Source organism: Flavobacterium sp. M31R6, assembly GCF_013284035.1.
Lineage (GTDB): Bacteria > Bacteroidota > Bacteroidia > Flavobacteriales > Flavobacteriaceae > Flavobacterium.
Map to the genome: position 1 here is coordinate 2,802,646 of NZ_CP054141.1, position 25,331 is coordinate 2,827,976.

Genomic DNA, 25,331 nt, shown 5'->3' on the forward strand with positions numbered 1-25,331 from the left:
CAAAGGCATGGATAGTGTATGGATAGTGTATGAAAAAGTGGGAAGTAATAACCACTGAAGAAATAAGAAGGAAGGCATAACAGCTTGATGTAATATGGCGGAATTAGGCTTACTTTTAAGTTTGTTTTGTACTTGTAAAATTAGCAATTAACCAAAAGTTTGTGCTTCCTTAATCCGCCACATCGCCAAGCGACCAAACTTTATGCATCACCTTATCTATAAATAAAGAGAAAATGCTGGACTCGATATTTTTTTCAAAGTAATATTCGATAAAATGCTTAATTTTGTAAAAAAAAAAATCAAACGTTTAACCTTTGAAAAAAAGTCAAAATCGGTATTAGGAGTTCGATTGTTGTCCCTGACAGCCCACAAAACTTCTCAAGAAATTGGGAAGTTTTTTTTGGGGGCAGTATTTTCCAAATTTAGATACAAATACTATTTTAACTATATTTGTTTCCCTAAAACGAACTTATAGTGGCTCAAATAAATAAATTAAAAATATTCAATGATCCCATTTATGGGTTTATTACCATCCCGAATGCTTTAATCTACGATTTAGTTCAACATCCCTATTTTCAACGCTTGAGACGCATTTCCCAAATGGGCTTATCCTATTTGGTGTATCCTGGTGCCAATCACACTCGTTTTCACCATGCACTAGGCTGTATGCATTTGATGCAAAAAGCGGTCGAAGTTTTACGCTTCAAAGAGGTAATCATTAGCCCTGAAGAAGAAAATGCGCTATATATTGCCATATTATTGCACGATGTGGGACATGGTCCTTTTTCGCATGCTATGGAAAGTAGTATTGTGGAAGATGTTCATCATGAAGAAATCTCATTATTATTAATGAACGAACTCAATATTGAATTTCAAGGTCAATTGAGTCTTGCTATTAAAGTATTTAAGGGAGAATACCATCGTAAATTTATGTTGCAGCTAATTTCGAGTCAGCTCGACATGGATCGAATGGATTATTTAAAACGAGATAGCTTTTATTCTGGGGTTTCAGAAGGAAATGTCAATTCTGAACGATTAATTCAGATGATGAATGTTGTGGATGATGTTTTGGTAATTGAAGAAAAAGGAATCTACTCGGTCGAAAAGTTTCTTATGTCCCGACGATTGATGTATTGGCAGGTGTATTTGCATAAAACAAGTTTGGCTGCCGAATTAACTTTGACCAAGGTCTTAAAACGTGCTAAAGAATTGACCGAAAGAGGTGTTGTTTTGCCTTGCAGCGAACCGTTGCTGTTTTTTATGCAAAACAAAGTGACAATGGGTACTTTTGATCCGAAAACCGTGAAATTATTTACAAAATTGGATGATTTTGACATTATCAGCGCCTTGAAAGCCTGGGAAAATCAAGATGATTTTATTCTGTCATCTTTGAGCAAAATGATTATCAATAGAGATCTTTTGAAAATTAAGTTAACGAATGATAAAGTTCCTTTGGAAGAATTACAGATACAAAAAGAACGCTTTTCTATTCAAAATAAAATTTCTCTGGCTGAATCCAATTATTTTATCTTTAAAGGTAAAATAAAGAGTCAAGCGTACAGTAAAGTTGCAGAACCCATACGAATTCTAAATAAAGACAAGACAATTGAGGATGTTGTTGAAGCCTCTGACCAGCTGAATTTGAAATCATTATCCAAGTTGGTGACTAAGTATTATATATGTTTTCCAAAACAACTGCTTTAAAATTAACATTTAAAACCTATTTTTTATATTTTTGTCGCAATAAAACAAGCCAATCTATTTTTATTAAATATTGTGAGAACTAACACTAGTATGTTCCATCTTATACTTTTTAAAAATACAATTCAATAAGATGAAATTTACAGCTGAACAAATAGCAGGAATATTGGAAGGAGAAATTGTTGGAGATCCCAACATTGAAGTTTCTCGTTTATCTAAAATTGAAGAAGGGGCTGAAGGGTCGCTTACTTTTTTATCCAATCCCAAATACATCAACTATATATACACCACAAAAGCATCAATAACAATCGTTAACGATACTTTTGTTCCTGAATCACCAATAACTACTACTCTTATTAAGGTTGCCGATGCTTATAAATCTTTCTCTAAATTATTGGAGTTTTACAACCAAGTGAAATTAAATAAAAGCGGTATCGAAACTCCTTCTTTTATTTCTGAAAGTGCAAAATATGGTGAAAATCTATATTTAGGAAGCTTTAGTTATATAGGTGATAATGTTATATTAGGTGATAATGTAAAAGTATATCCAGGAAGTTTTATTGGTGACAATGTAACTATTGGAAATAATGTGGTTATTTTTGCTGGCGCTAAAATTTACTCCGAAACAGTCATTGGAAATAATTGTACAATTCATTCTGGTACAATTATTGGAGCAGATGGTTTTGGTTATGCGCCAAATGAAGATGGTACGTACAATAAAATACCACAAATTGGAAATGTAATTATAGAAGATAATGTGGATGTTGGTGCCAACTCAACTATTGACAGAGCCACATTAGGATCTACAGTTATCAGGGCGGGTGTAAAATTGGACAATCAAATTCAAATTGCACACAACGTTGAAATTGGTCGTAATACTGTTATTGCAGCCCAATCTGGAATTGCGGGTTCTACCAAAATAGGGGAGAATTGCATGATAGGGGGGCAAGTTGGTATTGTGGGGCATTTGACTGTTGGTAATAATGTTCGTATTCAGGCTCAATCCGGAGTAGGAAGAAATATAAAAGATAATGAAATACTGCAAGGAAGTCCAACTTTTGGATATTCTGATTACAGTAAATCATATGTACATTTTAAGAATTTACCAAAATTGGTAAAAGAAATAGAAGAGTTAAAAAAACAAATATTAAACCAAAAAAATGGAAACAATGGTTAAACAGAAGACCATCAAAACAGAAATTTCGCTTACGGGAGTTGGATTACATACTGGAAAAGAAGTTAAAATGACTTTTAAACCTGCTCCGGTAAATAATGGCTTTACATTTGTTCGTGTCGATCTTGAAGGTCACCCTGTTATTGAAGCTGATGCTAATTATGTAGTCAATACACAACGTGGTACTAATTTAGAAAAATTAGGTGTCAAAATTCAAACTCCAGAACATGTTTTGGCAGCTTTAATGGGTTGTGACTTGGACAACGTTATTATTGAGTTGGATGCCTCTGAACTACCAATTATGGACGGTTCTTCTAAATTTTTCATGGAAGCTGTTGAGGAAGCCGGAATTATTGAGCAAGAATTAAACCGAAACGTATATGTTGTAAAAGAAGTAATTTCTTTTACAGATGAAGCTTCTGGAAGTGAAATCATGGTTATGCCAAGTGATCATTATAGTGTTACTACAATGGTTGATTTTGGAACAAAAATATTAGGCACTCAAAATGCCACTTTAAAAACTATAGGTGATTTCAAAACGGAAATTTCCAATGCAAGAACCTTTAGTTTTTTACATGAATTGGAAACTCTATTGGAAAATGGATTAATTAAAGGAGGAGATTTAAACAATGCAATCGTATATGTAGACAAAGATATTTCTGAATCTACAATGGAAAGCTTGAAGAAAGCCTTTGGAAAAGATGAAATTACGGTCAAACCGAATGGAATTTTAGACAATCTAACTTTACATTATCCAAATGAGGCTGCAAGACACAAATTACTTGACGTGATTGGTGATTTAGCCTTAATAGGAACAAAAATTCAAGGGAAAATCATTGCTAACAAACCTGGGCATTATGTAAATACTCAGTTTGCAAAAAAAATGGCAAAAATCATCAAAAGTGAACAACGAAATTATGTTCCAACCTATGATTTAAACCAAGAGCCATTAATGGATATTCATAAAATTATGGCGATGTTACCGCATAGACCTCCATTTTTGTTGATTGACAGAATCATCGAAATGTCGGATAGTCATGTTGTAGGGATGAAAAATGTGACAATGAATGAAAATTTCTTTGTAGGACATTTCCCCAATGCACCGGTAATGCCAGGAGTTTTGATTGTTGAAGCAATGGCGCAAACAGGAGGAATTTTAGTTTTAAGCACTGTTCCCGATCCTGAAAATTATTTGACCTTTTTCATGAAAATTGACAACGTAAAATTCAAGCAAAAAGTTTTGCCGGGAGATACACTTATATTCAAATGTGATTTGATCACCCCAATACGAAGAGGTATTTGTCACATGCAAGCCAATGCATATTCAAATGGACGATTGGTTGCCCAAGCGGAACTAATGGCGCAAATTGCAAGAAAACAATAATTTTTGTTGATTTGATTAATTGCTTATGCGATTAATTGATTAAACAGTTTAACGATTAAACAAAATATATGAATCAACCGTTAGCATACGTTCATCCAGGTGCAAAAATCGCCAAAAACGTTGTAATCGAGCCTTTTACAACCATCCATAACAATGTTGTTATTGGTGATGGAACTTGGATAGGTTCTAATGTTACAATAATGGAGGGAGCAAGAATTGGTAAAAATTGTAATATTTTTCCAGGAGCAGTAATTGCTGCCGTCCCTCAAGATTTAAAATTTGGAGGAGAAGATTCTCTTGCAATTATTGGAGATAATTGTACTATAAGAGAATGCGTAACTATCAATAGGGGAACTATAGCTTCAGGTCAAACTGTAATTGGGAATAATTGCCTAATCATGGCAACAGCCCATATTGCACACGATTGTCATGTTGGAAACAATGCTATTATTGTAAATGGCGTTCTTTTAGGAGGACATGTAACAATTGGAAATTATGCTGTTATTGGTGGATTATCTGCTGTACATCAGTTTATCAGTGTTGGTGACCATGCGATGGTATCAGGAGGTTCTTTACTAAGAAAAGATGTCCCTCCATACACTAAAGCAGCAAAAGAGCCTTTATCTTATGTTGGAATAAATTCCGTAGGATTGAGAAGACGTGGGTTTACATCCGAAAAAATTAGAGAAATTCAAGAAATTTACAGAATTTTATATCAAAAAAATTATAATGTAACTCAAGCTCTGGACATAATAGAAGGAGAAATGGAGGCTACACCTGAGCGCGATGAAGTCATAGACTTTATTCGAAACTCATCAAGAGGTGTAATGAAAGGGTATTCAGGGAATTACTAAATAAAAGTTCAATCGTTTATTTGTTTAATCGTTTAGGTGAAAAACAAATATGAAGGATTGAACGATTAAGCAAAATAATAAATAAAACAAAACAACAATGGCATCTACATCAGATATTAAAAACGGATTGTGCATCAAATACAACAATGATATTTATAAAATCATTGAATTTCTACATGTGAAACCAGGGAAAGGACCTGCATTTGTAAGAACAAAATTAAGAAGTTTAACTAATGGAAAAGTATTGGATAATACTTTCTCTGCTGGACATAAAATTGATGAAGTAAGAGTTGAAAACCACAAATTTCAATTTTTATATCCTGAAGGCGACTTATTCCATTTTATGAATGTTGAAACTTTTGAACAAATCTCATTGAATAAAAATATTTTGGATTCACCGGATTTATTGAAAGAAGGAGAAAGCGTAATGGTAAGTATTAATACAGAAACTGATTTACCTCTTTCTGTTGATATGCCTGCATCTGTTGTTCTTGAAGTTACTTACGCAGAACCTGGCGTTAAAGGAAATACAGCTACTAATGCAACGAAATCTGCTACTGTTGAAACTGGTGCAACCGTAAACGTTCCTTTATTCATTAATGAGGGAGACAAAATTAAAATTGATACTACTTCTGGTTCTTATATGGAGCGAGTTAAGGAATAGTTGTCTCTGTTTAGTGTTTGGCTTAATTAGAAACTAAACACTAAACACTGATTTCTGAATACTATATTTATGAAATTTCCAAAAGTTTATTCTCTACAAGATATTGCAAATTTACTTCAATGCGAATTTGTTGGTGATGCTTTGTTTCCAGTTTATGGCATGAATGAAATTCATGTTGTAGAATCTGGGGATATTGTTTTTGTAGATCATCCAAAATATTACGAGAAAGCATTACAATCTGCAGCTACGATTGTTTTAATCAACAAGAAAGTAGATTGTCCAGAAGGGAAAGCTTTGTTGATTTCAGATGATCCCTTTAGAGATTTTAATGTATTGACAAAACATTTCATGCCTTTTGTGCAATCTAATGTTTCTATTTCCGCTTCCGCAAAAATTGGAAAAGGAACTATGATTCAGCCAAATTCTTTCATTGGAAATAACGTTGTCATTGGAGAAAATTGTTTGATACATGCTAATGTTTCCATTTATGACCATACAATTATAGGTGATAATGTGATTATCCACGCGGGTACCGTTCTTGGAGCCGATGCTTTTTATTATAAAAAAAGACCAGATGGTTTTGATCAATTAATTTCAGGAGGTCGAGTTGTAATTAAGGACAATGTTGGTATTGGAGCTCTTTGTACGATTGACAAAGGAGTTACTGGTGATACTACTATTGGAGAAGGTACCAAAATTGATAATCAGGTACATGTTGGGCACGACACCGTAATTGGAAAAAAATGTTTAATAGCTTCACAAACTGGTATTGCAGGTTGTGTCATTATAGAAGATGAAGTTACCATTTGGGGACAGGTGGGAACAACAAGCGGCATTACTATAGGAGCAAATGCAGTAATACTTGGACAGACAGGTGTTACAAAATCAGTAGATGGTGGTAAAAGCTATTTTGGTACTCCAATTGAAGAATCAAGAGAAAAATTGAAGCAATTGGCAAATATTAAAAAAATTCCCGAAATTTTAAAAAAACTAAAATAATATGTCTGCTAAAGAAATTGTAAAAAGTTTTTATAAATCAGATGCCTTCATTAACACAGAAATAATGAAAGAATATTTACATCCAGAATGTATTTTGGATTGGAATAGTAGCAAAGGTTTTATTCAAAGGAATTATGAAGAAATATTAAGTATGACTGGTGAAATAAGTAGAGCTTATGTTCGTACCAAAGCTAGAATTAGTCATATTGTTGAAGAAGGTAATATCGTTTCTGTTCGTTTTGATCATTATGCCAAAACGATAGAAAACCCACGAGAAGAAATGTTTTTGGCTCATATGATGGTTATATGGGAAATAAAAGATAATAAATTATACAGAGGATATCAAATGAGTCAAGTGATGTAATTATTTTTATTTTAAAAAAAGTACAAAATAATTACAAAAGCCTTACTTTTGCGTCACAATTTTAAAAACTACATAAAAAATATATCATGAGTGTTTTAGTTAATAAAGATTCAAAAATAATTGTTCAAGGATTTACAGGTAGCGAAGGAACTTTCCACGCTTCACAAATGATTGAATACGGTACAAATGTTGTTGGTGGTGTTACTCCTGGAAAAGGGGGGACGACACATTTGGACCTTCCAGTTTTTAACACAGTAAAAGATGCTGTTGAACAAGCCGGAGCCGATACAACTATTATTTTTGTACCACCTGCTTTTGCTGCAGATGCAATTATGGAAGCTGCTGATGCTGGAATAAAAGTAATCATTGCTATTACTGAAGGAATTCCAGTTGCGGATATGATTAAAGCAAATAGCTATGTTAAAGAAAGAAATGCTAGATTAATTGGTCCAAACTGTCCGGGTGTTATTACTCCAGGAGAAGCTAAAGTTGGAATTATGCCAGGTTTCGTTTTCAAAAAAGGAACTGTAGGTATTGTTTCAAAATCAGGAACTTTAACTTATGAAGCTGCTGACCAAGTTGTAAAACAAGGATTAGGAATTACTACTGCTATCGGTATTGGTGGAGACCCAATTATTGGAACAACTACGAAAGAAGCTGTTGAATTGTTGATGAACGATCCAGAAACTGAATGTATCGTAATGATTGGTGAAATTGGAGGACAATTAGAAGCTGATGCTGCTAAATGGATTAAAGCTGATGGTAACCGTAAACCAGTTGTAGGTTTCATCGCAGGAGTTACGGCTCCAGCTGGACGTACAATGGGACACGCAGGTGCAATTGTTGGTGGTTCTGACGATACAGCTGAAGCTAAAAAACAAATTATGAGAGAAAACGGAATTCACGTTGTTGACTCTCCAGCTGAAATTGGAAAGAAAGTAAAAGAAGTATTGGGATAATCGCCAATATTTAAGATAATAAATTTCAGAAAAGTCTCAATATTTTGTTGAGACTTTTTTACATTTTTAAAATGTCTGGAATATAATTAAAAACTTAGCAACTTAGATTCTTAGAACCTTAGTAGCTTAAAAAATTAAAAATATGTACAAAGAATTAGAAAAGTTTACAGTAAAAGGGAATTTTACGTTTACACAGGAAGATAATTTAGAAGCTGTTTGTAACGCTTCAGAAGCAGGAAGCGGTGTTTTTGTTGTTTATGCTGACAAAGAATTAATTATGGTTGGTTCTACGGGAACAGTTCAAAACGACGGAACGTTGAAAAGCAAAAATGGTGGTTTACATGACAAGATTGTAAATGGACATCAATTTGCAAAAACAGGAAGAAAATATTCTTGGCCTGCTCAAATGAAAAAAGAAAGTATTGATTCGTTAGAAGTTTTCTGGTTTGAAACTTTTAATGAAACAGAAAAATCGATTCCAACTAGCGTTGAAGGTCAAGTTTTGCAAAACTTCCTAGATGAAAATGGTAAATTGCCAAGATGGAATGTAGCTTTTTAAAAAATTCTAGATTAAACAAAAAATGCTTTACAGAATTGTAAAGCATTTTTTGTTTAATTGTATTTAAAAAAAAAACAAAACGTTTACTTTTCTTTAAAATCTACCGACAACGAATTAACACAATATCGTTGACCAGTTTTCGTAGGACCATCTTCAAAAACATGGCCTAGATGTCCACCACAATTGGCGCAAACAATTTCGGTGCGCTTCATACCGTGTGTATTATCAACAATATATTCTACTTTTCCAGGAATCGATTCGTCAAATGATGGCCAGCCACAATGTGCATCAAACTTAGAATTACTTTCAAATAGGGGAGTACCACAGCCACCGCAACAATAAACTCCATTCTCAAAATGCAAATTATATTTCCCTGTATGCGGATATTCTGTTCCTTTTTGGCGAAGAATTCTATAGCGTTCGGCACCTAATTCTTCTTCCCATTCTTTTTCTGATTTTACAAAAGGATAATTCATATATGTGAAATTTATTTTTTAGTTGTCATATAGGTTATGCTTCGCCAGTTCGCTACCGCTCGGGTCGCCTTTTATTTATTGGTGTTTGCTTACGTAAACTTGTCGTTAATGGCGATTTCATAATACTTATTTTTCAATAAAATTAGTTATTTTTTCAATTACTTGATGATCCGCAAGTATCTTTCTGTGACCTAATCTTTTAGTCAACATTAATTCTCCGTTTTTAAGATGCTGATGTATATGAATTCCAGCTTTTACAGGTACTTCAGGATCGTTTTCATCGTGAATTACCAAAGTCGGAATTAAAGTCGTTTCAGCTGCTTTGTAGGCACTGTAATCGTCCATGATTCCTCCATATTTTTTTTCAAAACGCTCACATAATAGTTTGCTTATTTCGGGTTTTAATCCCAATTTGGCAATAAAATCATCTGTAATATCTTGTACAATATCTCCACTGCCAATAATTACAGCTTTTTTTACTTGAAGCCCTTCTTTTATAGCATTCATAACTGTCATTCCCCCCAAAGAGTGACCAATAGCAATTTCAAAAGGTCCAAATTGTTTGTCTATTTCAATAACTGAAGCAATAAAATCAACCATGATAGTTGAATTTCCTGGAGATTTTCCATGTGCTGGCGCATCAAAACTAACAGTCGAATATCCCAATCTGATCATTTCATCAGCAATTTTACATAATTGGGTTCCTCTACCTGACCATCCGTGAACCAATAAAACTTTTTTACTGCTTTTTCCATACTCATATACATTTACTTTTCTTTTTATGGAAGGAACAATAATTATTTGTTGTACGCTCTTTTTGTCCATTTCAATTTCTCGTTTAGGAATCTTATGTTTTATCGGCGTTGTAAACAATTTAGATGCATAAATCGTAACCCATTTTGTAGACAAAAAGGCAATAAGCTTACTGGATAGGATTATAATTTTGGGAATTTTCAAAGGCTTAGTATGATTTGTGGTATTTTTTGTCATATTGATAAAATTGTGAAATGTCTTTAAAAATTAATTTTTTTTAACTAAATTTAAAAAACATAAAATTAGTATAAATTTAATGTTAATATAATTTTATTTCACACTATAAAAATATTAATTTTTTAAATTTTGTAAAGAATTGAGATGTCTGGATAGACCATCATAAAACAAAAATAAAAAGGAATTCATGGAAATATTTCACATTGGAGCAGAATGTTACCCAGTGGCAAAAGTGGGTGGTTTAGCCGATGTAATTGGATCATTGCCAAAATACCAAAGCAATGAAGAAAATAGTGTTCGTGTCGTCATTCCAAGTTATCAAACAGCATTTCGATCTGAAAATGATTTTGAATGTGTTCATTGGGGGAAATTAAAATTAGGTAACTTTAATTTTCCGTTTAGTGTATTGAAAGAAACGTCAAATAAGTTAGGATTTGAGCTCTATTTAATAGAAATACCGGAACTTTTTGACCGCCCCAATATTTATAATTACAGAGATGATATTGAACGTTTTTTATCATTTCAAATTGCAACATTAGACTGGATTTTAGGACGAAGTTCTATTCCTGATATTATACATTGTCACGATCATCATACGGGGTTAATCCCTTTTATGAAAAAATATTGCCCAAAATATGATAAACTAAAGGATATACCTACGCTAATTACCATTCACAATGGATTGTATCAGGGGATATTTACATTTAATAAATTATATTATTTACCTGAATTTGATTTGATTAACATAAAAGAACTAGAATGGGGAAATTGCATTAATTCTTTGGCAGCAGCAATAAAATGTTCTGATGAAGTTACCACTGTTTCACCAAGTTATCTCAATGAACTAAATCATTCTGACAATGGACTTGAGACATTATTCCAACAGGTTCGACACAAATCAAAAGGTATCTTAAATGGCATTGATATTGATGTTTGGGATCCTAATAAAGATCCAATGCTCGAAATAAATTATTCGACAGCAACAATGGACGAAGGGAAGCTAAAAAATAAAGAGGAATTGTGTGCGCATTTCAATATGGATCCAACAAAACCGCTTTTTAGTTTTATTGGCAGATTATATAATGAAAAAGGAGCCGATTTACTTCCGAAAGTAGTGTCATCAGCTTTGACAACTTTTAAGGGAGAAATCAATATTTTAATTTTAGGGTATGGAGATGTCGAAATAGAAAATCAACTCAAGCAATTACTTTCTGTTTATAATGGAAATTATAATACATTTATTGGTTACAACGAAGAATTAGCACACAAGACATATGCAAGTTCTGATTTTATATTAATCCCATCACGGGTGGAACCTTGTGGATTGAATCAAATGTATGCATTGCGATATGGAACAATACCGATAGTAAGAAAAACTGGAGGACTAAAAGACACAATTGTTGATTTTGAAGATAACGGAAATGGAATTTGTCATGATCAAGCTTCAGTCGAAGATGTTTGCGATTCTATTCAAAGAGCAGTCGATTTGTATAAAAACAAAGAAAATATAAACCAAATAAGAATAAAAGGAATGAATACTGATCATTCTTGGAAGAACGTTAGCCAAGAATACTTAGAATTATATAATTTAATTATTGCAAAGACATATGAAAGCTAAAAGAAAAAAAGTTATCGCTATTATTTTAGGAGGAGGTCAAGGTTCAAGATTGTATCCCTTAACTGCCAGAAGGTCAAAACCTGCAGTTCCGATAGGAGGAAAATATCGATTGGTAGACATCCCAATTTCAAATTGCATGAATTCCGACATTTATAAAATGTTTGTGCTGACGCAATTCAATTCAGCTTCTTTGAATGCCCATATAAAGAACACTTATAATTTCAGTATTTTCAGTCAGTCCTTCGTAGATATTTTAGCAGCTGAGCAAACACCGGACAACCCAACTTGGTTTCAAGGAACTGCGGATGCCGTAAGACAATGTATGCCTCACTTTTTAAACCATGAGTTTGATTATGCTTTAATTCTTTCGGGCGATCAGTTGTACCAAATGGATTTTAACGCAATGCTTGAAGCTCACATTGATGCAGAAGCCGATATTACCATAGCCACTTTGCCTGTAAATGACAAAGACGCTCCTGAATTTGGGATATTGAAAACAAATTCAGAAAGTTGTATTGATTGTTTTATAGAAAAACCTGCCAAGGAGTTATTACCCGATTGGAAATCGGAGGTAAGTGATGAGATGAAAAGCCAAGGAAAGCATTATTTGGCCTCTATGGGTATTTATATTTTCAACAGAAAATTATTAATCGATTTGATGGCTAATCCAGAAACAAAAGATTTTGGAAAGGAAATCATACCACAAGCCGTTGGGAATAAAAAACTATTGAGTTATCAATACGAAGGTTATTGGACAGATATAGGTAACATTGACTCCTTTTTTGAAGCCAATATCGGTTTAACGGATGATATTCCTCAATTCAATTTATTTGATAACAATAATAAAATTTATACCAGACCTCGTTTATTATCCCCTTCTAAGTTTCATAAAACAATGGTTGAAAGATCATTAATCTCTGAGGGCTGCATTATTCATGCTAAAGCAATTACCAAATCTGTTATTGGGAATAGATCCCGAATAGGCGAGGACACAGTGATTCAACACTGTTATGTTATGGGTAATGATTTTTACCAAAATATCGATGATATTAATGACGATAACACGAACGGAATACCATTAATAGGAATAGGAGAAAGATGTTTTATTGATAATGCCATCGTGGATAAAAACTGTAGAATCGGTAACGATGTATATGTAAAAGGAGGTAAGCATTTGGCCGATACATCAAATGATTTGTATTGTGTAAAAGAAGGGATTATCGTGATCAGAAAAGGAGCTATAATACCAAATAATTTCATTATTAAATAATTACAACTTAGAAAATTCTTCTTAAATATTTATTACAAAAAACTCAATACACCAAATAGTCAGTACAATTTATTGCACTTTCGATTTGGTGTAATTAGTAACTATTAGGTAATGAAATTTTTAATTCAACCTTAAACTAAAAGAAAAACTACTAATTAATGCAATTTGATTTATTATTCACAATAAACAAAGTTTAATGAATCTAATTAATAGAATATCTGCATTTTTTAAAATAAGTTTCGATAAATATTCAATATTTACTAAATTACATGTTCAATTTAACTAATACCATGCAAAATCAAACTCGTATAATTATAGAAAATGTTTTGCCACAACTCAATGGTGGCAGCTTTGCAATAAAAAGAATTGTAGGTCAAAAAGTAGTGGTCACCGCAGATGTTTTTTCAGATGGACATGATGTTATTCAGTGCTGCGTAAAATTCAAACACGAATCTGAAAACAATTGGCAAGATGTTCGAATGACACCTACACACAATGATGAATGGTTTGCCGAATTTCATGTTGAAAAGCAAGGGAAATATACTTATTTTATTGAAGGATGGGTAGACTATGCATTGAACTGGCAACACGGTACCGAGCGAAAAATTAATGACAATCAATATGTAAAATCAGAATTACTGGAGGGTGCGGAATATATTCGAGCCATTCTTAATACTGTTGATGCTTCTGAAAATGAATATCTCAATCGACTCGTTTATTATTTCACAACAGAGTCTGAATATGATAATGCTGTTCAAGAAGCAAAATCCGAAGAACTTACTAGAATTTTCAATAAATACCCAATACTCTTTTTAGAAAACAAATCGATAGATTTAGAAATATATGTCGATCGTAAAAAAGCACTTTTCAGTACTTGGTATGAATTTTTCCCACGTTCAGCATCTGAAGAAGATGGTAAACACGGTACTTTTAAAGATTGTGAAAGATTGCTACCCAGAGTTGCCGAAATGGGATTTGATACACTTTATTTCCCTCCAATTCATCCAATTGGTGAAGTGAATAGAAAAGGTAAAAACAATTCCACAAATGCCGAATGTGGTGATGTTGGTTCTCCTTGGGGAATTGGCTCTCATCATGGTGGGCACAAATCAACTCATCCAGAATTAGGATCAATTGAAGATTTCAAAGAATTGGTTAAAAAAGCCCAAGATTTAGGAATCGAAGTAGCTATGGATTATGCCTTACAAGCCGCTCCGGATCATCCTTATGTAAAAGATTTTCCGCAATGGTTCAAATGGAGACCTGATGGAACGGTTCAATATGCCGAAAATCCACCAAAAAAATACCAAGATATTCAGCCTATTTATTTTGAAAGTTCCGACTGGAAAAATCTTTGGAAAGAACTATTGGATGTTGCATTATTTTGGATTGAAGAATGCAATATTAAAATATATAGAGTTGATAATCCGCACACAAAGCCTTTTTACTTCTGGGGTTGGTTAATTGCCGAAATCAAAAAAAAGCATCCCGATGTTTTGTTTTTGGCAGAAGCTTTTACACGTCCGAAAATAATGAACGAATTGGCCAAACAAGGTTTCAGCCAGTCCTACACTTATTTCACATGGAGAAATTCCAAAAAAGAATTAACCGAATATGTTGAAGAGTTAACCCAAACAGAACAGAAAGAATTTTACAGACCTAATTTTTGGCCCAATACGCCAGACATTAATCCTTTTGCTTTGCAAAATGGAAACGAATCAGTTCACTTGCAAAAATACTTTTTGGCTGCAACCTTAAGTTCTAACGTTGGAATTTACGGCCCTGTTTTTGAATACATGGTCAGTACTCCAATGGCTCCTGGAAAAGAAGAATATCTTGATTCCGAAAAATACCAATACTACAAATGGGACTGGACAATTCAAAACAAACTCACCACTCTAATTGCACGCATCAATAACATCAGAAAAGAACAAATTTCGTTGCAACAAACCAATAATATTGTTTTTTGCGAGACCAATAATGACCAAGTAATAGCATATTATAAATTTGATGATGATAAACAAGATGAAACGCTGATGATCGTAAGCTTAGATGCATTTCACACAGGCAGAGCAATGATTAAACTGCCTTTAGACAAAATTGGAACTCAAAACATTAGAGTTACCGATTTGATTACTGGAAATACCTATTCATGGGATAATGAATGGAATTATGTTGAACTTCCTCCAGAATTGCCTTTTCATCTATTTAAAATTCAGAAATAATGGTTGATAAAATTAACGAAGCCGAATATCAAAATCCGTTTGTATTTCATACAGATTGGGAAGATGCGCTTGAAGACGAAAATTTTAATAAAATTTTTGCCTCCGATATTTTAGAAAATTACATTATCAATAAAAGATGGTACGGAGGCAAAGCCAGTACTTTAAAATATATTGAGATTGTGCATTCTTTTAAAATAGCTTCAAATGACAATACATATTACGGCGTTTTATTAGAAGTTAATTTTAAAGAAGCCTTTTATCAACATTACTTCATGCCATTGGCTTTTATGTCTGAAGAGGATTTAGATACCAATACCGTTATTGCTCCAGTTATTATGAACGAGCAGGAGGGATATCTCGTGGATGCTTTACATCAAGAAGATTTTAGAAAATTACTTTTTGATAAAATCATCCATTCCAAAAAAAATGAAGAGTCAAAAGTTACTTTTCACAAAGGAAAAGCATTGCATAGCAAAGAATATATTTCATCTCACTTTATGGGAGTAGAACAAAGTAATACTTCTATAGTTTACAATGATAATCTTGTTCTGAAAATTTTCAGAAGAATTTACATCAGCATGAATCCTGATTATGAAATTAGCCGGTTCCTTACTGAAAGAATGAATTTTAAGCATTCACCTGCTTATACAGGAAGCATTAGTATAGTTTCCTCTGATGGAAATATTACCCTTGGTTTAATGCAAGAATTAGTTCCAAATCAAGGAGATGCATGGAAATATATGTTGGAAGAAGTAGATCGAATTTTCGATAATTTGAATGCCAAAAAAATTTTAATAAGTAAACTTCCGGATATAGATTTGTTCAAAAGATTAAAATTAAATGATGTTCCGCATGAAATCATTGATTGGGCAGGATTGAGTATTTTTCTAAAAATCCAAACCTTGGCTACAAGAACTGCCGAAATGCATATTGCTTTGGGTAGTGATATTCATGAAACAGCATTTACACCCCTTACTTATAATGGAGATTATTCTGTTTGGTTAAAAAACAGATTAACCTATCAGTTTCAAAACCGCTTAAATATTTTGGAAAACAATTTGCATAAATTGGATGGTTTAGCTTTAGAGTTAGCCAATCAATTTTTGGATCATAAAAAAGAAATAAGAAAAGCGTTCCTTGATTTTGACTGGACACAAATGAAATCAGAGCGGATTCGTATTCATGGAGATTACCATTTAGGCCAAGTTTTGGTTAATGGAGATGATTTTTATATACTCGATTTTGAAGGTGAGCCAGAAAGCACAATTCGCGACCGTAAAGTAAAACAACCTCCTTTAAAAGATGTTGCAGGAATGTTTCGTTCTTTTCATTACTCTATTTATGCCACTATTTTTAACAGTAATGATAAATATCCGTATGAACAAGAAGAACTTTTTCAAGCTAGCGAAATTTTATATAAATATTTTGTTGGCGTTTTTCTGAATACATACGTCGAAGTGGCTCAAGCAGGTAATCTAAATATTGGATATCAAAAAGAAATTGATTTTTTATTAAGATATTGTCTTCTGGAAAAAGCTATATATGAACTGGGCTATGAATTAAATTCCAGACCTAGATGGTCTGTGATTCCTTTGAGAGGAATTGCTAGTATAATGAATTTTTAATAGAAATTAGTTGATTACAATTTCAACAAAAAATAAAACACAAAAATGAACAAAGTACAAACCCATTCGCTTTTTACAGATTTTGACATTGATTTATTCAAAGCAGGGAAACATTTTAGACTTTACGAAAAATTAGGAGCACATCTTATTGAAGTTGATGGAGTAAAAGGTGTTTATTTCGCCGTATGGGCGCCATCGGCAAGAACAGTTTCAGTAATTGGTGACTTCAACTACTGGATTCAAGGTGAACACCCATTGCAGGTGCGTTGGGATTCATCAGGAATTTGGGAAGGTTTTATTCCCGGAATCGAGCAAGGGACTACCTATAAATATAAAATACAATCCAACAACGGAGGTATAATTACAGAAAAAGCAGATCCATTTGCTTTTTATTGCGAAAAACCACCTCATACTGCTTCGGTTATTTGGGATCTTGACTATAAATGGAAAGACAAAAAATGGATGCAAACCCGCAAAGAACATAATGACTTAAATAAACCGTATTCAGTTTATGAAGTTCATTTAGGTTCATGGAAAAGACATGGAGAAGAAAATCGATTTTTAACCTATTTAGAGTTTGCCGAAGATCTTGTAAAATATGTAAAAGAAACTGGATTTACTCATGTGGAGTTCATGCCGGTTATGGAATATCCTTATGATCCATCCTGGGGCTATCAATTAGTTGGATATTTTGCACCAACTTCCCGTTTTGGGGAACCACAGGATTTTATGGTATTGGTGGATAAATTACATCAGGCTGGGATTGGCGTGATTTTGGACTGGGTTCCTTCTCATTTTCCTGATGATGCCCATGGATTAGGTTTCTTCGACGGATCCAATTTATTTGAACATCCGGATCGTAGAAAAGGATATCATCCTGATTGGAAAAGTTTAGTTTTTAATTATGGACGAAATGAAGTTCGTTCCTTTCTAATTAGTAATGCGCTGTTTTGGCTGCAACATTATCATATCGATGGACTTAGAGTCGATGCAGTTGCATCTATGTTGTATTTGGATTATTCCAGAGAAGAAGGGGAGTGGGAACCTAATATTTATGGTGGAAGAGAAAATTTGGATACCATTAGCTTTTTGAAAGATTTTAATGAAGCCGTATATGCTAATTATGATGGGGTACAAACAATCGCCGAAGAAAGTACTTCTTTTCCAATGGTTTCAAGACCTACATTTGTTGGGGGATTAGGTTTTGGGATGAAATGGATGATGGGTTGGATGCATGATACATTGGAATATTTTCAAAAGGAAACGGTCTATAGAAAATACCACCAAAATGATTTGACATTCTCCATGACATATACCTACACCGAAAATTTTATGTTGCCGCTTTCACATGATGAAGTGGTATACGGAAAAAGATCTATTGCAGGAAGAATGCCTGGGGACGAATGGCAAAAATTTGCCAATCTGCGATTACTTTATGGCTATATGTTTATGCATCCCGGAACCAAATTATTATTCATGGGAGCCGAATTTGGACAAAGCAGCGAATGGAATTTTGAAAGTAGTTTAGATTGGCATTTGTTGCAATATCCATTTCATGAAGGGATAAAAAAGGTCATCACCAAACTTAATAAATTATATAAAACAGAGCCTGCTTTATATGAAAAACAGTTTAGCCCTGAAGGTTTTGAATGGATTAATTATTCAGATCATGAAAATGCGGTAATGTCGTTTATTAGAAAAGGAAACAATCCCGAAGACAATTTAATAGTTGTTCTTAATTTTACCGAAGTAGTGCGTGAAAATTATCGAATAGGTGTACATAAAACAGGGAAACTTGTAGAACTATTCAATAGTGATGATTCTGATTTTGGCGGAAGCGGAGTAAAAAATACAAAAAAACTAAGTATTGAAACCAATCCTTATGATGGTAAAGAATATTCTACCGCTTTATTACTTCCACCACTAAGTGTTGTGATTTTTAAAATATCCTAGAGCAATAATTTTTAATAATTATCGGAAAGTTGATACTTTTGAATTTAATTATGTAAAATATAAAACTAATAAAAGTTGCATTTTTGTATAGATATTTAAAGATAAGATTATGAAAAAATATTTATTAATAGGTGCAGGTGTAATTGGTTTATTTTATGCTTGCGCTACTAATCCTATAACAGGGAAAAACGAACTAAATTTTGTTTCCAACACTGAATTATTTCCTTCTTCATTCCAACAATATGGAACTTTTTTGAAGGAGAATAAAATAATTTCGGGAACGGCTGATGCCAAAAGGGTAGAAGTAGTTGGATTAAAAATTAAAACAGCGGCTGAAAAATATTTAGCTTATCTGGGACAGACCGGATATTTAAATGGTTACCAATGGGAGTATAAATTAATTGACAGCAAAGAAATTAACGCCTGGTGTATGCCTGGAGGAAAAATCGTTGTTTATTCAGGAATTTTACCAATAACTAAAGATGAAGCTGGTTTAGCAACCGTTTTAGGACACGAGGTTTCTCATGCATTGGCAAATCATGGCGCACAAAGAATGAGTGCCTCACAATTGCAAGAATTAGGTGCAGTAGGAGTTGCAGTTGCGACAGGTCAGCAAAGTGCTGAAAAACAACAAATGTGGCAACAATATTATGGTTTAGGTTCTGAAGTAGGAGTAATGCTTCCATTTAGTCGAAACCATGAAAGCGAAGCCGATAAAATTGGACTTACTTTAATGGCAATAGCTGGTTACAATCCAGATGAAGCTATTGTTTTTTGGCAAAGAATGACAACACAATCGGGAGGTCAATCACCACCAGAATTCTTAAGTACACACCCTTCTGATGCTACAAGAATGGCAAATTTAAAGGCATTGATTCCAGAAGCAAGAGCAATGGCTGCAAAAGTTAATGCCTCTTATAAATAATTACCATCAGCAATAATTAAATTTTTAGAACTATTTAGGCTATTCTTTTTAAGAATAGCTTTTTTTATAAATCATATTGAACCCAATAATAGTAATAATTTATTATTAAAAATTTAATATATGAAAAAACGCTATTTATTGTTATTCCAACTGAAAAATAAATAAATTCGCAAATAAAAAAACAAACATGGCAGAATTAGCAAAAGGAAGCAAAAAGTTATTGAATGCATGGGCATTTTACGATTGGGCAAATTCAGTATACCCATTGGTAATTTCTTCGGCCATATTTCCAATCTTTTATGAATCTTTATTTTCAGACAGAGATCATTATATAGCCGTTTTTGGAATGAATTTAAAAAATTCGGCGTTAATTAGCTTTGTTACCGCTGCAGCGTTTCTGATGGTTGCCCTTTTTTCACCTTTATTATCTGGAATTGCCGATTATGTTGGGAATAAAAAATCTTTCATGAAATTCTTCTGCTATACTGGAGCTCTTTCTTGTATTGGTCTAAACTGGTTTAGTCTAGATAATATTTATGTCGGACTATTTTTTTACTTTTTCGGATTAATCGGCTTCTGGGGAAGTTTAGTTTTTTATAATTCTTATTTACCAGATATCGCTTTCAACGAACAGCAAGATGCGGTCAGTGCCAAAGGATATTCTCTAGGATACATTGGGAGTGTGATTTTATTAATAGTAAATCTTGCTATGGTAATGATGCCCGATACTTTTGGAATAACCGGAAATACTAAAGGCGAAGCCGCAATGAAAGCAATGAAATATTCCTTTGTAATGGTTGGAGTTTGGTGGATTCTATTCAGTCAATATACCTATTATTTTTTGCCAAAAGGAAATAAAAATACAGACCGAAAAGTGACCAAAGCTGTTGTCTTTAATGGTTTTAAAGAATTGAAAAAAGTTTGGGGATTATTGGAAGCCAACATTCCGCTAAAAAGATATTTACTTAGCTTTTTTGTTTACAGCATGGCCGTTCAAACCGTAATGCTTATTGCTACTTATTTTGGTTCTCAAGAAATTGCTTGGGAGTCAGCAAGTCAAAGTCAAACTGGTTTAATTATATGTATTTTATTGATACAAATTATTGCTGTGGTTGGAGCTATTTTAACATCAAAAGCATCAGCTAAATTTGGAAACATTCCAACCCTTATTGTAATTAATTGTTTTTGGGTTATACTTTGTTCTGCTGCTTATTTTATTGTAACTCCTAATCAATTTTATATCATGGCTGCACTTGTGGGACTTGTAATGGGTGGAATTCAGGCTTTGTCACGTTCTACCTATTCCAAACTTTTGCCAGAAACAGAAGATACTGCTTCTTTTTTCAGCTTTTATGATGTTACCGAAAAAATCGGGATTGTAATTGGGATGTGTGTGTATGGTGCCATTGATCAAATTACCGGAAGCCCAAGACTCGCAATTGTGTTTTTGGCTGTGTTTTTTGTAATTGGCGTTTTACTTTTGAATAGAGTTCCCAAAAAAGAGAACAAATAGTTTTCTAAACGAATTTCGTTTCAAAAGCCTTTTTTTACACAGAACGCATAAAAATACCACAGATTCATGGATTTTTATATAATCCACAAATCTGCGGTATTTTTTTTAGTTTTTATTATACTTTTGAAATATCACCAGAGCCACTCACTTTGGTGTCTTTTGTTTTAGGATCTCCTTTGTATTCAATATCTCCAGAACCTGAAACTCTTGCAAATAAACTCTCACTACAATTTACTTTCATATCTCCTGAACCTGAAATCGTAAGATTCGCATTTTTTGTTGTCAAATTAATAGCGTTCACATCTCCTGAACCTGAAGTTTTTGAAACAAAATTATCCGAACTCCCTGTTAAAACAACGTCTCCGGAACCACTCAAATTGGATTCAAAATCGGTTGCCTTAACATCTAAAGTCAAATCACCAGAACCTGATAATTTAGCTTTAAAAGTAGGACTGACGATGGTATTTTTAGAGCTGACGTCTCCAGATCCGGAAAGAGAAACTGAACTTATTTGTTCAAAAGGCACTGTCACAATCAGCTTCTTCTTTGTGTCGATTTGAACATTTTTCTCGTTGGAAATTTTCAATACATTTCCGGTCACTTCAACTATGATGTGAGGGATTATATTTTCCTCCCCTTCAATAGTTAATGCACCTTCAGTTCCCGAAACCAAAACCACATCAAAAGAACCTGTAAGAACTATTTCGTCATATCCCGCAGTAGTTCTTTTCTCAGTAACTACTTTTCCGTTACCTTTTATTCTTGACCATTGTGCATTTGCAATTGTTGTAAAAAACAAAGCACTAAAAACAACTAATAAAATCGATTTTTTCATTTTTTATTGATTAAAATTATTGATTGATTATTGAAACCTTTTTGCCATTGCTATTGAAATTAAATTAACTATTGAACTTCTTTTTTATACAATTTTACATTACCATAATCGGAGGTAATTGAAATCTTGTTTTCTCCTTTTTTCTTGTAAAATCCGCTGACTCTTTTAGTGTAATTAGTTTCTTCTCTTGAATTTACGCTCAACTCGTTGTCATATTTAAAATCGCCATATCTTACCGATACATCAAAATCAAAGGCATAATTAGATTGGAAACCAATATCAATCCCTGTGTAACCTGCCACAATGTTTATATTATTCGCTTTGGGCTGAATGGCATCAATCGAGATATTACTGTATTTTGTGTTTAACTTCATTTGATTTGACACAGAACCCACATCAATAGTCAGATAATTTCCATTTCCATCCAATGAATTGATTTTTTTGATTCTAACACTACCATATTTACTGTTGTATTTTACATCATTCCCTTCGTTGATCTCAATTTCAGAATAATCCGAAAGTAAATCAAGTTTGGCTACTTCATTCATTTTTAATCCAGAATATTTAGAAGTTATTGCTCCGTTTTTTAGATATTCAATAGTAGAACTTGAACAATAACCAATTTGTACGGTATTATTATTACCGTTTAATTTTCCCAAATTAATTTTTCCGTATTTACAATTGATGTCAGTAGTGGAAAAGAGATCTGAAGTACCAATATTTCCGTACTTGTTATTCAATTTCACAGTCCCGTTCTTAGGAATCTTGATAGTGTAATTGATTTCGAAATTATTATTTCTCCCATTGGTTTTTGTGCTCATATTTCCAAAAACAGTTTTGGCGCTAACCATGCTTTTTAAAGCTACAAAATCCACATCGATACCAGCTAATTTTTCGTTAACCCATTTCTCATTATCGCCACTGACCTTAATGAGAACTTCAATTTCAATTTTATCCTCATTCCAAGTGGTCACAAAAATACTTCCATAGGAGTTCTCAATATTTATTCCCGCATCGCTGTTCACGATATAGGCTTTATTGATAACTTTTTGTTTTGTATAATTAAAATCATCATTCGAAAATCCTAAAAAAGGGATTAACAAAAGAAGTAATAGTAGTATGTTAAATTGTTTTTTCATCGTTTAATTTTTTAAGTTTTTCAGTTTCTTCAATATGTTGCAAAACATTTTGCAAAAATGAAATTCGGGTTTGTAGATTGCTGATCATAGCATAAATAATAGGTTTGCTTTCACCATTAACATCCAATTCATGCTTGATTTTTTCATAATCGCTATCTAGCGATTTCATTTGTTGCAATGCATCATTTACAATTTTTTCATTCTCAGGTGATTTTTTAGCTTTAATTTGTTCTAATTGATGTTCAATCAAAACGGTAAAAATTGAATCTGTTTGTTTGGTTTCTTTAGACGCAAATTTAAGTTCTTTAGGCCTTTCATTACTATTGGTATAAAACAATGTAATCCCAAGCATAACAACCACGGAAGCAGCTATAGCATAAATAAATCCAAAATCCTTTTTTCGTTTTTTAAGAGCCAATTTTTCTGAAAACCGATTTTGATGTTGGCTATCCATTTCATGAACATCCCATTGATTTTCTAGATTTTCAAATAATTGATCTAATTTTTCATTTTCATTTTTCATTTTCATATCTCATTTAATTTTTTTCTTAAACTTTCTTTAGCTCTGCTTAATGTAGTTCGACAATTGGCATAACTAATTTTAAGAATTTCACTTATTTCTTCTTGATCGTAACCCTCAATATAGAATAAGGTAAGAACCATGCTGTAATTGTATTTCAAGGACTGAATGGCGTCCAAAACCTGTTTGACTTTTAAATCGTTAAAATCTAATTTTTCCTCCCAATCATTTTCTGGTTCTTCTAGTTTGTAAAGTGTTTTTTCAAAATCTTCTGTTTTAAATGGATTATTCTTTTTGTAAAAATCAATACTATAATTCACTATTATCCGTTTCAACCAAGCTCCAAAGGCTACTTCTTGTTTGAAATCATTTATTTTGGTAAATGCTTTCAAAAAGCCTTCTTGCATGACGTCTTCGGCAAAATGCTCGTCTTTCACAATTCGATAGGCCACATTATACATCGCCTTGCAATAGCGATTATAAATCTCGAATTGTGCTTTCTGATTGTTCTCTTTGCAAAGCGAAATTAATTCCTCGATATTTTGACTGGTCAGATTCAATTAAATAGTTATGATTTGTAGTAAAGACATGAAAGTTTTTGGTTTGTTACAGTTTACGCTTTTTTTTTTTGATAAATAAAAAACTGTAATATTTAGATTAAAAAAAAACATAATTATAATATTTTTTAGTAATAAAAATAATGTTATTTTTGGCTTATAAAATATAAAACCAATTTATGAAAAATTTTACAACTTCTTTTTTATTACCGCTTTTAATAGCATTCTCTTTTGTTGCGTGTACTAATGATTCTTCAAGTGATGATTCAGTTGCCGAAAATTCGACTGGTGATTATTGGCCAACAACGGTAGATAATAATTGGGTTTTTACTCAAAATGGGGAAGAAACCACGATGAAAATAATTGGTACTGATGAAATGGATGGAGCTAAATATTATAAATTCAATCAAATGGTTGGAGCTACAGCTTCACTTGATGCACAAACATCTGTTTGGATTAAGAAAAACAAAGGAGATTATTATATCAAAATAGGAGAGATTAATATTGATTTTGGAAGTTTTACAGGTAAGATGACAGGATACGAATTTATTATCTTAAAAGATTATTTGGAAGTCAATCAAACCTGGAGTGGTAATTTTAAAAATACTACAAGTTATAATGTTCCTGATTTCCCCAGCATTGTCACAGCAGTAAATTATACAGGAAAAATTTTAGAGAAAGGATCCGTTTTAATAGTTAATGGTACAACGTTTAAAGATGTGATTAAATTTAGCTTTACACAAAAAGCTTCTGTTAGCGGACAAGCTAGTTCTGAAAGTGTAACAAATTATTGGATCGCAAAAAATGTAGGTGTAATAAAAATGGAAACTAATGGAGCTCTCAGTGAACTTAAATCATATGTTATAAAATAACATTTTAAAAATTTAATTCAAAAACCCAAAATTATTTTTTGGGTTTTTTTATGCTTTTTCGTTATAGTAACTCCTTTATTTTTTATAATTATAAAATAAAATAAAAATCTTGGTCATCGATTAATACTTTTTGGCACAATGATTGCCTTATTTTA

General features: G+C 32.8%; 23 protein-coding genes. 17 read left to right on the forward strand and 6 right to left on the reverse strand.

Translation table 11 applies throughout. The annotated features are described in order from the left end of the window. Window positions 1-474: 474 nt before the first annotated feature. The 9 genes from HQN62_RS11475 (at window position 475) to HQN62_RS11515 (ending at window position 8,658) form a co-directional block, all read left to right on the forward strand. Complete coding sequence (locus tag HQN62_RS11475) at window positions 475-1,704, forward strand: HD domain-containing protein (protein ID WP_173504450.1); 1,230 nt, start codon at window positions 475-477, stop codon at window positions 1,702-1,704. 130 nt (window positions 1,705-1,834) lie between these two features. After that, a complete protein-coding gene (gene lpxD, locus HQN62_RS11480) occupies window positions 1,835-2,878 on the forward strand; it encodes a UDP-3-O-(3-hydroxymyristoyl)glucosamine N-acyltransferase (RefSeq protein WP_116798202.1) in 1,044 nt (347 codons plus the stop codon). Then, on the forward strand, window positions 2,871-4,259 hold the full coding sequence (locus tag HQN62_RS11485; RefSeq protein ID WP_116798525.1) for a bifunctional UDP-3-O-[3-hydroxymyristoyl] N-acetylglucosamine deacetylase/3-hydroxyacyl-ACP dehydratase: 1,389 nt from the start codon (window positions 2,871-2,873) through the stop codon (window positions 4,257-4,259). Before lpxD ends, HQN62_RS11485 begins: the two co-directional genes overlap by 8 nt. Before the next feature lie 68 nt (window positions 4,260-4,327). Then, on the forward strand, window positions 4,328-5,113 hold the full coding sequence (gene lpxA / locus HQN62_RS11490) for an acyl-ACP--UDP-N-acetylglucosamine O-acyltransferase (RefSeq protein WP_111410775.1): 786 nt from the start codon (window positions 4,328-4,330) through the stop codon (window positions 5,111-5,113). Between the two features lie 97 nt (window positions 5,114-5,210). Then, window positions 5,211-5,777: an elongation factor P gene (gene efp / locus HQN62_RS11495; protein WP_111410776.1), complete on the forward strand. Its 567-nt coding sequence runs from the start codon at window positions 5,211-5,213 to the stop codon at window positions 5,775-5,777. Window positions 5,778-5,846: 69 nt separating this feature from the next. Beyond that, window positions 5,847-6,776 (forward strand): UDP-3-O-(3-hydroxymyristoyl)glucosamine N-acyltransferase, encoded by a 930-nt coding sequence (locus HQN62_RS11500; protein WP_116798201.1) that lies wholly within the window; start codon window positions 5,847-5,849, stop codon window positions 6,774-6,776. A 1-nt stretch (window position 6,777) separates the two neighbouring features. Further along, window positions 6,778-7,140, forward strand: coding sequence for a nuclear transport factor 2-like protein (locus HQN62_RS11505; RefSeq protein ID WP_077376542.1), 363 nt, complete (start codon window positions 6,778-6,780; stop codon window positions 7,138-7,140). A gap of 86 nt (window positions 7,141-7,226) precedes the next feature. Continuing rightward, window positions 7,227-8,099, forward strand: coding sequence for a succinate--CoA ligase subunit alpha (gene sucD, locus HQN62_RS11510; protein ID WP_077376539.1), 873 nt, complete (start codon window positions 7,227-7,229; stop codon window positions 8,097-8,099). Window positions 8,100-8,241: 142 nt separating this feature from the next. Further along, the gene (locus HQN62_RS11515) at window positions 8,242-8,658 is read left to right on the forward strand and encodes a hypothetical protein (protein ID WP_173504451.1); all 417 of its coding nucleotides are present in this window, start codon (window positions 8,242-8,244) and stop codon (window positions 8,656-8,658) included. 83 nt (window positions 8,659-8,741) lie between these two features. Here the strand turns inward: HQN62_RS11515 and msrB are convergent, their stop codons facing one another. Next, complete coding sequence (gene msrB / locus HQN62_RS11520) at window positions 8,742-9,134, reverse strand: peptide-methionine (R)-S-oxide reductase MsrB (protein ID WP_077376532.1); 393 nt, start codon at window positions 9,132-9,134, stop codon at window positions 8,742-8,744. Window positions 9,135-9,260: 126 nt separating this feature from the next. After that, window positions 9,261-10,124 (reverse strand): alpha/beta fold hydrolase, encoded by an 864-nt coding sequence (locus HQN62_RS11525; protein WP_173504452.1) that lies wholly within the window; start codon window positions 10,122-10,124, stop codon window positions 9,261-9,263. A gap of 187 nt (window positions 10,125-10,311) precedes the next feature. Between HQN62_RS11525 and HQN62_RS11530 the strand changes: the two genes are divergently transcribed. The 7 genes from HQN62_RS11530 (at window position 10,312) to HQN62_RS11560 (ending at window position 21,253) form a co-directional block, all read left to right on the forward strand. Beyond that, window positions 10,312-11,742 carry a glycogen synthase gene (locus HQN62_RS11530; RefSeq protein WP_173504453.1) on the forward strand — a complete coding sequence of 477 codons (1,431 nt, stop codon included), beginning with the start codon at window positions 10,312-10,314 and terminating at the stop codon, window positions 11,740-11,742. Further along, window positions 11,732-13,012, forward strand: coding sequence for a glucose-1-phosphate adenylyltransferase (locus tag HQN62_RS11535; RefSeq protein WP_173504454.1), 1,281 nt, complete (start codon window positions 11,732-11,734; stop codon window positions 13,010-13,012). Before HQN62_RS11530 ends, HQN62_RS11535 begins: the two co-directional genes overlap by 11 nt. A 290-nt stretch (window positions 13,013-13,302) precedes the next feature. Continuing rightward, complete coding sequence (locus HQN62_RS11540; RefSeq protein WP_173504455.1) at window positions 13,303-15,237, forward strand: alpha-1,4-glucan--maltose-1-phosphate maltosyltransferase; 1,935 nt, start codon at window positions 13,303-13,305, stop codon at window positions 15,235-15,237. Beyond that, window positions 15,237-16,862, forward strand: a complete 1,626-nt coding sequence (locus tag HQN62_RS11545) for a maltokinase N-terminal cap-like domain-containing protein (protein WP_173504456.1) — start codon at window positions 15,237-15,239, stop codon at window positions 16,860-16,862. The genes HQN62_RS11540 and HQN62_RS11545 overlap by 1 nt, the downstream gene beginning before the upstream one ends. 45 nt (window positions 16,863-16,907) lie before the next feature. Continuing rightward, window positions 16,908-18,815, forward strand: a complete 1,908-nt coding sequence (glgB, locus tag HQN62_RS11550) for a 1,4-alpha-glucan branching protein GlgB (RefSeq protein ID WP_173504457.1) — start codon at window positions 16,908-16,910, stop codon at window positions 18,813-18,815. Window positions 18,816-18,924: 109 nt separating this feature from the next. Then, the gene (locus HQN62_RS11555) at window positions 18,925-19,740 is read left to right on the forward strand and encodes a M48 family metallopeptidase (RefSeq protein WP_173504458.1); all 816 of its coding nucleotides are present in this window, start codon (window positions 18,925-18,927) and stop codon (window positions 19,738-19,740) included. A 187-nt stretch (window positions 19,741-19,927) separates the two neighbouring features. After that, on the forward strand, window positions 19,928-21,253 hold the full coding sequence (locus tag HQN62_RS11560) for an MFS transporter (RefSeq protein WP_173504459.1): 1,326 nt from the start codon (window positions 19,928-19,930) through the stop codon (window positions 21,251-21,253). A gap of 115 nt (window positions 21,254-21,368) precedes the next feature. Here the strand turns inward: HQN62_RS11560 and HQN62_RS11565 are convergent, their stop codons facing one another. The 4 genes from HQN62_RS11565 to HQN62_RS11580 form a co-directional block, all read right to left on the reverse strand. Next, window positions 21,369-22,088 carry a head GIN domain-containing protein gene (locus tag HQN62_RS11565; RefSeq protein ID WP_173504460.1) on the reverse strand — a complete coding sequence of 240 codons (720 nt, stop codon included), beginning with the start codon at window positions 22,086-22,088 and terminating at the stop codon, window positions 21,369-21,371. Between the two features lie 68 nt (window positions 22,089-22,156). After that, on the reverse strand, window positions 22,157-23,227 hold the full coding sequence (locus HQN62_RS11570) for a DUF4097 family beta strand repeat-containing protein (RefSeq protein ID WP_116798189.1): 1,071 nt from the start codon (window positions 23,225-23,227) through the stop codon (window positions 22,157-22,159). Continuing rightward, window positions 23,211-23,750, reverse strand: a complete 540-nt coding sequence (locus HQN62_RS11575; RefSeq protein WP_173504461.1) for an anti-sigma factor — start codon at window positions 23,748-23,750, stop codon at window positions 23,211-23,213. Before HQN62_RS11575 ends, HQN62_RS11570 begins: the two co-directional genes overlap by 17 nt. Window positions 23,751-23,752: 2 nt before the next feature. After that, window positions 23,753-24,307, reverse strand: coding sequence for an RNA polymerase sigma factor (locus HQN62_RS11580; protein ID WP_116798188.1), 555 nt, complete (start codon window positions 24,305-24,307; stop codon window positions 23,753-23,755). A gap of 176 nt (window positions 24,308-24,483) precedes the next feature. On the opposite strand from HQN62_RS11580, the gene HQN62_RS11585 reads away from it, so the two are divergent. Next, window positions 24,484-25,176 (forward strand): hypothetical protein, encoded by a 693-nt coding sequence (locus tag HQN62_RS11585; protein WP_173504462.1) that lies wholly within the window; start codon window positions 24,484-24,486, stop codon window positions 25,174-25,176. The last annotated feature ends 155 nt before the right edge of the window (window positions 25,177-25,331 follow it).